General features: G+C 71.7%; 10 protein-coding genes. 4 read left to right on the top strand and 6 right to left on the bottom strand.

The genetic code is table 11. The annotated features are described in order from the left end of the window. Position 1: 1 nt before the first annotated feature. Positions 2-625 (bottom strand): TetR family transcriptional regulator, encoded by a 624-nt coding sequence (locus HMPREF3086_RS03565; protein WP_061229237.1) that lies wholly within the window; start codon positions 623-625, stop codon positions 2-4. A 74-nt stretch (positions 626-699) separates the two neighbouring features. Between HMPREF3086_RS03565 and HMPREF3086_RS03570 the strand changes: the two genes are divergently transcribed. Next, positions 700-1,263 (top strand): DUF2020 domain-containing protein, encoded by a 564-nt coding sequence (locus HMPREF3086_RS03570; RefSeq protein WP_061229238.1) that lies wholly within the window; start codon positions 700-702, stop codon positions 1,261-1,263. 62 nt (positions 1,264-1,325) lie between these two features. Here HMPREF3086_RS03570 and HMPREF3086_RS03575 read toward each other — a convergent pair whose 3' ends face one another. From HMPREF3086_RS03575 to HMPREF3086_RS03595, 5 genes are all read right to left on the bottom strand, one after another. Next, positions 1,326-1,928, bottom strand: a complete 603-nt coding sequence (locus HMPREF3086_RS03575) for a TetR/AcrR family transcriptional regulator (protein ID WP_061229239.1) — start codon at positions 1,926-1,928, stop codon at positions 1,326-1,328. A 56-nt stretch (positions 1,929-1,984) separates the two neighbouring features. Beyond that, a complete protein-coding gene (locus HMPREF3086_RS03580; protein WP_061229240.1) occupies positions 1,985-2,242 on the bottom strand; it encodes an antitoxin in 258 nt (85 codons plus the stop codon). Between the two features lie 130 nt (positions 2,243-2,372). Next, entirely contained in the window at positions 2,373-2,651 is a 279-nt protein-coding gene (locus HMPREF3086_RS03585; protein ID WP_061229241.1) for a GlsB/YeaQ/YmgE family stress response membrane protein, read from the bottom strand. Positions 2,652-2,789: 138 nt separating this feature from the next. Next, positions 2,790-3,080, bottom strand: a complete 291-nt coding sequence (locus HMPREF3086_RS03590; RefSeq protein WP_061916603.1) for a GNAT family N-acetyltransferase — start codon at positions 3,078-3,080, stop codon at positions 2,790-2,792. After that, on the bottom strand, positions 3,077-3,973 hold the full coding sequence (locus HMPREF3086_RS03595; protein ID WP_061916606.1) for a universal stress protein: 897 nt from the start codon (positions 3,971-3,973) through the stop codon (positions 3,077-3,079). Before HMPREF3086_RS03595 ends, HMPREF3086_RS03590 begins: the two co-directional genes overlap by 4 nt. Before the next feature lie 258 nt (positions 3,974-4,231). On the opposite strand from HMPREF3086_RS03595, the gene HMPREF3086_RS03600 reads away from it, so the two are divergent. From HMPREF3086_RS03600 to HMPREF3086_RS03610, 3 genes are read left to right on the top strand one after another with little or no spacing between them, the layout of a single operon-like run. Further along, entirely contained in the window at positions 4,232-5,230 is a 999-nt protein-coding gene (locus tag HMPREF3086_RS03600; protein WP_061916608.1) for a pseudouridine synthase, read from the top strand. A gap of 27 nt (positions 5,231-5,257) precedes the next feature. Beyond that, positions 5,258-6,025, top strand: coding sequence for an ABC transporter ATP-binding protein (locus tag HMPREF3086_RS03605; RefSeq protein WP_061916611.1), 768 nt, complete (start codon positions 5,258-5,260; stop codon positions 6,023-6,025). Further along, complete coding sequence (locus tag HMPREF3086_RS03610) at positions 6,025-8,598, top strand: ABC transporter permease (RefSeq protein WP_070720192.1); 2,574 nt, start codon at positions 6,025-6,027, stop codon at positions 8,596-8,598. The genes HMPREF3086_RS03605 and HMPREF3086_RS03610 overlap by 1 nt, the downstream gene beginning before the upstream one ends. The last annotated feature ends 103 nt before the right edge of the window (positions 8,599-8,701 follow it).

Genomic DNA, 8,701 nt, shown 5'->3' on the forward strand with positions numbered 1-8,701 from the left:
CTCAGCCCGTGGCGTCCGGGGACGTCACCGAGTCGGCGACCGCCTCGAACGCCTCGCGGATGCGGTGCTCGAGCAGCGACCCGGACTCGTCCGTCCGCCACCGCTCCACGGCGACCCGCAGGATCGCGATCGACGCCGCGGCCACGGTCGCCGCTTCGACGGAGTCCGGCGCCCGACCCTCGCGGCGCGCCACCAGCTGTGCGAGCTCCTTCTCCGTGATCGCGAGGATCTCGTGGACCTGCGTCCGGACCCCCGGCTCGCGCCGCCACATGTCGTGGAACCGGTCGAACGCCCCGCTGCGTCGCCGCGCGTTGGACACCTGGTGCCACATGAGGCGGGCCAGCGCGGTCATGGTGGACACGCTGCGGTCGGAGAGGAACTCCTGCACGGCCTCGCGCCCGGCCGGGGGAGTGTCCGGGATGCACGCGGCGGCCTTGGAGGGGAAGTAGTTGAAGAACGTCCGCCTCGAGACGTTCGCGGCTCTGGCGATCTCGTCGACGGTCACCGCGTCGAGCCCGCGCTCGATCACCAGGTCGACGGCCGCGGCGGAGATCGCCGACCGGAGCTCGCGCCGCCGGTCCTCGGTGCGGTCGGCGCCGGAGGCTGTGCGCGCGGATCCACCCATGGCCCACCTCCCGTTCGTGCGACCGGTCTGCTGCCGCCGACTCTACTGACCGGCCGGGCCTCTATCCTGGCCGTATGCGCAAACCCGCGGGTATGGTCCTCGACGCAGTCGCCCTGGGCACGGCCTCCGTGCTCCTGCTCGGTGTGCTTGCCGGGTGCAGTGGTTCCTCGGAGCCGGCCGCGGAGATGGGCACCATCCGGACCGCCCCGCCCGAGACGGTCGAGCCGGAACTGCCTCCGGTCGAACCGGTCTCGGAGGCCGACTGCCCGTACCTGTCCGCCGACGAGGTCTCGGCGGCGGCCGGTGTGCCCGCCGCGGACGTCCGGATCGACGAGGGCGTGGACCCCGCGGCCTGCTTCTTCTACGACGCCGACGGTGCCGTGCATCTGACGACCACCGTGTACGAGGTGGCGTCGCCCGAGCGCGCGGCGGAACTCGTCGCGGAGTCGGCGCCTCCGGGTGAGTCCGAGCCGCTGGAGGTCGGGGGCGGATGGAGCGGCGGCCTCACGGTCGGGCCGGCCGGGGCGCTGGCCGTCCTGTCCGGCGACGACCGCGTCCTCGCCGTGCAGTCGACCGGCGAGGAGCCCGACACGGTGCGGAGCGTCGTCGAGCTCATCGGGCCGCGGCTCGAGAACTGAGGCTCGGCGGGACGCGGGGCGCGAGGCGCGCGGTAGGAGGCGCGGGGCGCGGGGCGCCGGGCTCAGGCGGTCTCGGTGATCATCCCCAGGATGAGTTCGGCCATGCTGCGGGCGGTCATGGCCGTGGTCCGGACCTCGCCGAGCATCGCGGCGGTGACCGAGCCGTCGTGTAGCAACGCCAGCCGGTCGGCGAGGTCGGCGATGTTGTCCGGGTCCTCCAGTCCCATCGCGGCGAGCTCGTCCCGCAGGGTCTGGGCCACCCACGTCCGCTGATCGGCCACGGCCGCGCGGATCGCCCGCTCGCCGTCGGTCGCGGGGCTCGGGAACTCGATCGCGGCCGCGAGGTGGCAGGACCCGGGCATCGCCGGTTCCACCTGCTCGCGCACGATGTCGAACAGTGCGAGGATGCGTCCCCGGGCGTCCGGGGCGAGGTCGGCGCGGCGGCGCCACAGCTCGCGGTCTCGCTCGGCGACCGACCGCAGATACGCCACGACGAGCTCGTCCTTGGACCCGTAGGTGTTGTAGAGACTGGCCTTGGCGACCCCGGCCTCGCGCAGGATCCGGTCGATACCCACCGCCCGGATCCCGTCGGTCGAGAACAGACGGGTCGCCGTCGCCAGGAGCCGCTCCCGCGGTCCGGGCTTGGTCGACCGTGTTCTCGTCACGGGTAACAGACTATCGGCAGTGATAGCCGATACCACCTCGGCCGGGCGGGCGTCGGTCAGTCTCCCGGCCCGCGGCTGTGCTGCGACGTGTCCGGGTCGGGGGTCGGCGTGCCGTCCGGCGCGTCGGGCACGTCGGGGGCGTCGGCCGTCCGCCCGGTGAGGAACTCACCGGCCTTCTGCTGGACGCTGTCGGTCCGCGCGGCGTGCTTGCCGCCGGTGCGCTGGTCGAACGCGTCTCCGGCCTTGTCGAGGGCGGCCTCCACCTTGTCGGGATTTCCTCGCGCGAAGTCCCGGGCCTTGTCGAACAGTCCCATCTGGTGCTCCTTTCGGTGCTGGCGTGAAGAGTGTGGTGTGAAGAGTGCGGTGTTCAGAGTGTGGCGATGGACGCTGACGGCCCGGCCCCGTGTGGGAGCCGGGCCGTCCAATCGATCGTGCGAAGGGGTGTCAGACCTTGGTGCGGCCGCGTCCGCGCACAGCGGAGACGACCCAGATCAGGAGGCAGGCGCCGATGATCGCTGCGACGAAGCCCCAGATCGAGAAGGCCTCGGGCATTCCTCCGCCCTCGGAGACGAGCGAGACGATGAGGCCTACGACGAAAGCACCGACGATGCCGGCGAGAACGTTGGCGACGAATCCCATCTGGGCGTTCTTGCCCATGATCATCGACGCGATCCAACCTGCGAGGCCACCGACGACGATCCAGGAGATGATGCTCCAAAGCATTGTGGTTGTCCTTTCCCGAGAGATGTTCCCGGCCCGGGACGGGCCGCTCACTCAGGAGAACACGGCGACGACACGAACGCTTCCGGTCGAAGGCGCCCGGTGATCAAACGTCGCTCACTCGTTACTGGTTCGTGACCCTCAGGCAACCTCCGCCGATCCGGGGTTCTTCTCGATGTACCGGGCGACGAACGAGCAGGACGGGCGCACCCGCAGGCCCTCCTCGCGGGTAACCCGCAGGGCCTCGGCGACCAGGCGCCCGGCAAGGCCGCGGCCCCCGAACTCTGATGCGACGACCGTGTGCGGGAACTCGCGGACGCCGTCCGGACCGTCGCTGTACTCGGCCTGGCCCGCCACGACGCCGTCCACGAGGATCTCGAACCGCCCGGCGGCGTCGTCACGCCGAACCTGAACATCCTCCGAGCCGCTCATGAGTGCGACTCCGGACGCACGACCATGACCGGGCAGGGCGCCGCCTGCAGCAGCGCCCGCGAGGTGGAGCCGAGGACCATGCCCGCGAATCCGCCGCGCCCGTGGGATCCGACGACGACGAGCTGGGCGTTCTCCGACTGCTCGACCAGCGCGCGGACCGCGCGATCGCGGGTCACGTAGCGCTGCACCTCGACGTCGGGGTAGCGGTCCGAGAATCCCGCCAGCCGCTCGGACAGGGTCTGCAGCTGCTGGTCCTCGAGCTGCTTCCAGTCGTCCTCGGTGAGCGAGATGCCGGCGGCCGCCGCCTGGACCTGCGGGTCCATCCAGGTGTGCACCGCGATGAGCGGGGTGTTGCGCGCGGAGGCCTCCGCGAACGCCCACTCGGTGGCCTTGGCGCTGACCTCGGAGCCGTCGATGCCCACCACCACCGGGCCGGTGCGGTCGAGGTCGTCCGTGTCCTCGCGGGTGACGACGACCGGGCAGAACGCATGGCTGGCGACGGCCGCCGAGACGGACCCGAGGACCATGCCCTTGATGCCGCCCAGCCCGCGGGAGCCCAGGACGATCATCTTGGACTTGCGCGAGTAGTCGATGAGCACCTGCGCCGGGTTGCCCTCGACGATCGCGTGCGACACCTCGACGCCGGGCGCGACCTTCTCCGCGGTGGCCCGCGCCTGCTCGATGATCGGGTGGCACTCGCGCTCCAGCTCGTCATAGACGGGCTGGGGCGGGATCATCCCCTCGGCGAACATCGCCGCCGGCATCGTGTACGTGGTCACGAGCCTGAGCGGGACGCGTCGGGTGGCGGCGGTGTTGGCGGCGTAGGCGACCGCGCCGGTGGAGGCGGCGGAGCCGTCGACGCCGACGACGACGGTGTTCTCGAGGGAGCTCATGTCCTGAGACTACCGCCGTTCTCGACAGTTGATAACAGATCTGCGCGTGGTTCAGAACTCGTCAGGGAACGGAGCGTTCGGGGGGTAGGCCAGGTTGAAGCTGCCCTGGAACGCCGGGAGGACGGCGCGACCGGGGCCGAAGAGGAAGAAGTCGACGACGGCGTCGATCATGAGCGCTCCCGAGGGACTAGTGGTGCATGTGATGCACGAGACAGATGTTGCGCGAGTGAGTGTAGCCCACCGACTAGGCTGAGGGACATGTCCGGTTCCAGGCGACGCGCTCGTCCGCTCCCGCTACGCGACGGCGTCGACCCGGTGCGGATCCGGCTCGCCGACCCCGGACAGGGACCCCGCAGCATCGTCGAGGAGCTGCGCCGCCGCTTCCCCGACCGGCTCGCCGAGCTCGACGCGGCCCTCGAGGCGGGGCAGGTCGTCACCGCCGACGGGGCGGCCGTCACCCTGGCCACCCGGCGACACCGGGGGATGGACGTGTGGATGTACCGGACGCCCGACCCGGAGATCCCCGTGCCACATGAGGTGGAGGTCCTCCACCGGGACGACCGCCTCGTCGTCGTCGACAAACCCCACTTCCTCGCGACCACCCCCCGCGCCGGACACGTCACCGAGACCGCGTTGGTGCGCCTCAGGCGCGACCTCGGGCTCGACGACCTCGCGCCCGCCCACCGCTTGGACCGGCTCACCGCCGGCGTCCTCGTGTTCACCGCCGACCCCGCCCACCGCGGCGCCTACCAGGACCTCTTCGCCGCCCGCCGCGTCACCAAGACCTACCTGGCCGTGGCCCCCGCCCCGGACGGCGTCGCGACCGTGCGCGAACGATCCAGCCGCATCCTCAAGACCCGCGGAATCCTCCAGGCCGCCGAGGTGGCCGGCGAACCCGACGCCCACACGCGCATCACCCTGCTCGACACCCGCGGCGCCGGGCCCGACCGACTGGGCCTCTACCGCCTCGAACCGACCACCGGGCGCACGCACCAGCTGCGCGTCCACATGAACGCGCTCGGCACCCCGATCCTCGGCGACGACCTCTACCCGCACGTCCTCGACGTGACCCCCGGCGACTTCACCCGCCCCCTGCAGCTCCTCGCCTCTGAGATCGCCTTCACCGACCCCGTCACCGGGCAGCCGCGCCACTTCGCCAGCAGACGCACCCTCGACGCCTGGCCCGGCGGGCAGGATCAGGGTGGAAACCCGGGCAATCCCCGATCGGCCCCGGCTCCGAACTCCTGCAAGCTGTAGGTCGACCACCATGATCCGAGGGAGCACATGACCACCCAGGCCGAGACCCACCACCGGGAGGGCGCGGCGGACGCCGCCGCCGTCGCCACCGACCTCGTCATGACGTACGGGGAGGGGGAGACCGAGGTCCGCGCCCTCGACCACGTCAGCGCGACCTTCGAACGTGGCCGGTTCACCGCCATCATGGGTCCCTCGGGCTCCGGGAAGTCCACCCTCATGCACTGCATGGCCGGCCTCGACCGGCCGACTTCCGGCTCCGTGCGCATCGGCGACACCGAGATCGTCGGGCTCGGGGACAAGGACCTCACCGCGCTGCGCCGCGACCGGATCGGCTTCGTCTTCCAGTCCTTCAACCTCGTGCCCACGCTCACGGCCGAGGAGAACATCACCCTGCCGCAGGACATCGCCGGCCACACCATCGACCGCGCCTGGTTCGACGAGGTGATCGGGCGGCTGGGGATCGCCGACCGGCTCTCGCACCGCCCGTCCGAGCTCTCCGGCGGGCAGCAGCAGCGCGTCGCGTGCGCCCGCGCCCTCGTCGGCCGCCCCGACATCCTGTTCGGCGACGAGCCGACCGGGAACCTCGACTCGACCTCCTCCGCCGAGGTGCTGTCGATCCTGCGCAGCGCCGCCGACGACTTCGGCCAGACCGTCGTGATCGTCACCCACGACCCCCGCGCCGCCACCTACGCCGACCGCGTCCTGCTGCTCGCCGACGGCCGGGTGGTCCGCGAGCTCGAGCGCCCCACCGCCGACGAGATCCTGTCGGCCATGGGCGCCCTCGAGGAGCGGTGATGGCCGGCGGAAAGCACGAGGCGCGACACGCGCCCCGCCACTCGCGGCCCATGCTGCGCGTCTCCCTGCGCAACATCGCCGCGCACAAACTCCGACTGGTCCTGTCGGTGCTGGCCGTGGTGCTGGGCACCGCGTTCGTCACCGGCTCGCTGGTGTTCACCTCGACCCTCAAGAGCACCTTCGACGGCCTGCTCGAACAGGGCACCGCGGACCTATCCGCCATGATCGAGCCCGAGGACCCGCGCGGCGCCGGCGTCCCGTTCGAGGTGGCCGAACGGGTCCTGGAACTGCCCGGCGTCGAGGCGGCCACGCCCGGCGTCTCCGGCACCGTGGTGCTGTTCAACGCCGACGGCACGCCGTATCAGTCCGGCGGCGCGCCCTCGGAGGGCCTGGCCTGGGTCGACCCCGCCCATTCGGTCGGCGACAACAGCTGGATCGTCGACGGCCGTGCCCCCGCAGCCGACGACGAGGTCGTCCTGCCCACCACCGTCCTCGAGAGCGCCGGGCTGGCCATCGGCGACACGGCCGAGGTCTACACCACCGGTCAGGGCATGCTCGAGGTGACCGTCGTCGGCTCCTACGCCAACGACACCGACGTCGGCGGCTACGTGGGTGTCGGGTTCTCCGAGGACCGTGCCCGCGCCCTGTTCACAGACGGCGAGAACGCCTCCGGCGTCTCCGTCCGCGCCGAGCCGGGCGTGAGCCAGGAGCAGGTCCGCGACACCATCGCCGCCGAGTTCCCCGACTACACCGTCAGCACCGGCGACGAGGTTCGCGAGCGGCTCTCCGAGCAGCTGTCGACCATCCTCGACTTCGTCAACTACTTCTTCGTCGCGTTCGGGCTGATCGCCCTGCTCGTGGGCACGTTCATCATCTACAACACCTTCTCCATGCTCGTCGCGCAGCGGCTGCGCGAACTGGCCCTGCTGCGCGCGATCGGTGCGTCCCGCCGTCAGCTCACCCGGTCCGTCATGGCCGAGGCCGCCGTCACCGGGCTCGTCGGCTCCGCGATCGGCGTGCTGGCGGGCTTCGGGCTCGCGCAGCTCATCTTCCTGGTGCTCGAGGCCCTCGATCTGGGCATCCCGTCCGGCGCCCTCTCCCTCACGCCGATGTCGGTCATCACCCCACTGGCGCTGGGCTTCGTCGTCACCGTGTTCTCCGCCTGGGCCCCCGCCCGGCGCGCCGGACGCGTCGCCCCCGTGCAGGGCATGCGCGTCGGCTCGGTCTCCACCGAGGCCGGCGGCGCGTGGCGCACCTACATCGGCGTCCTCGCCGTGGTCAGCGGAGTGGCGTTGGCGCTGATCGGTACGTGGCACGACACGACCCGCGACGGGGCGATCACCGTCGGCGTCGGCGCCGCCGCCCTGATCGTCGGCAGCTTCCTCGTCATGCCCACGCTGGCCAAGCCCATCGCCGGTGGTATCGGCCGCGTCATCGGCGCGCCCTTCGGTGCTGTCGGCAAGCTCGCCGCCACCAACGCAGGCCGCAACACCCGCCGCACGGCCGCGACCGCCTTCGCCCTGACCCTGGGGCTCACCCTCGTCGCCGCGTTCGGCACCCTCGGCGCGACCACCAAGGAGAGCGTCTCCGGCGTCATCAACCAGGACATCAACGCCGAACTGGTGATCCAGGGCGTAGCCTCCCAGGGGCCGCCGACCCCGCTCCCCGGGGGCATCCAGGACAGGGTCACCTCTGTCGACGAGGTCGGCGACGTGGCGTGGCTGGCGTTCTCCTTCGCGCAGCTGGCCGGCGAGCCACAGGCGCTGGTCGCCGCGGGCGGGCCGCTCGAGGAGATGATCGACGCGACCATGGTCGACGGCTCGCTCGTGCCCGGGCCCGACTCGCTCGTCGTGTCCCGCACCGTCGCCCGTGACCGCGGCTGGACCGTCGGCGCGAGCGTCCCCCTCGTCGGGCCCGACGGAGCCGAGTCGACACTGCGGGTGACCGGCGTGTACGAGGACTCCCAGATCCTCGGGCCGTTCTACACCGGTATGGACGTCTACGAGCGCCTGGTGCCGGAGAACCTGCGCACCACGTCCATCATGCTCGCCTCCGCGGCCGAGGGCGTCAGCACCGACGAGGTGCTCGCCGCCGTCACCGACGAGCTCACCGACATCCCCATCGCCATGGTGCAGAGCAAGCAGCAGTACATCGACGTCCAGACCGGCGGTATCGACCAGCTGCTCTCGATCATCTACGCCCTGCTGGGACTGGCACTGGTGATCGCCGTCCTGGGCATCGTCAACACCCTCGCGCTGTCGGTGATCGAACGCCGCACCGAGATCGGGATGCTGCGCGCCGTGGGCATGCAGCGGTCGCAGATCCGCCGCACCATCAACCTCGAGTCGACGCAGATCGCTGTGTTCGGCGCGCTGATCGGCGCGGCGGTGGGCGTGTACCTGGGCTGGGCGTTCGTCACCGTGCTGGCCGACAGCGGCCTGACCGAGACGACCATCCCCTGGGGCAGCATCGTCGTGGTGCTGGCGTCCTCGGCGGTGGTCGGCGTGCTCGCGTCGCTGTGGCCCGCCCACCGTGCGGCCAAGACGGGGCCGCTGGAGGCGATCGCCGACTGACGGGTGCTGCCGGGCCCGCCGGCGGGTGGGGCTGCCGGCCGCGGGGGGCCTGCTAACGACGCAGGCCGAACAGGTTGCGGGGGCCGCGGTGCTCGTGGCGGGG

This window comes from Dietzia sp. HMSC21D01, assembly GCF_001815995.1.
In the GTDB taxonomy this organism is placed as follows: domain Bacteria; phylum Actinomycetota; class Actinomycetes; order Mycobacteriales; family Mycobacteriaceae; genus Dietzia; species Dietzia cinnamea.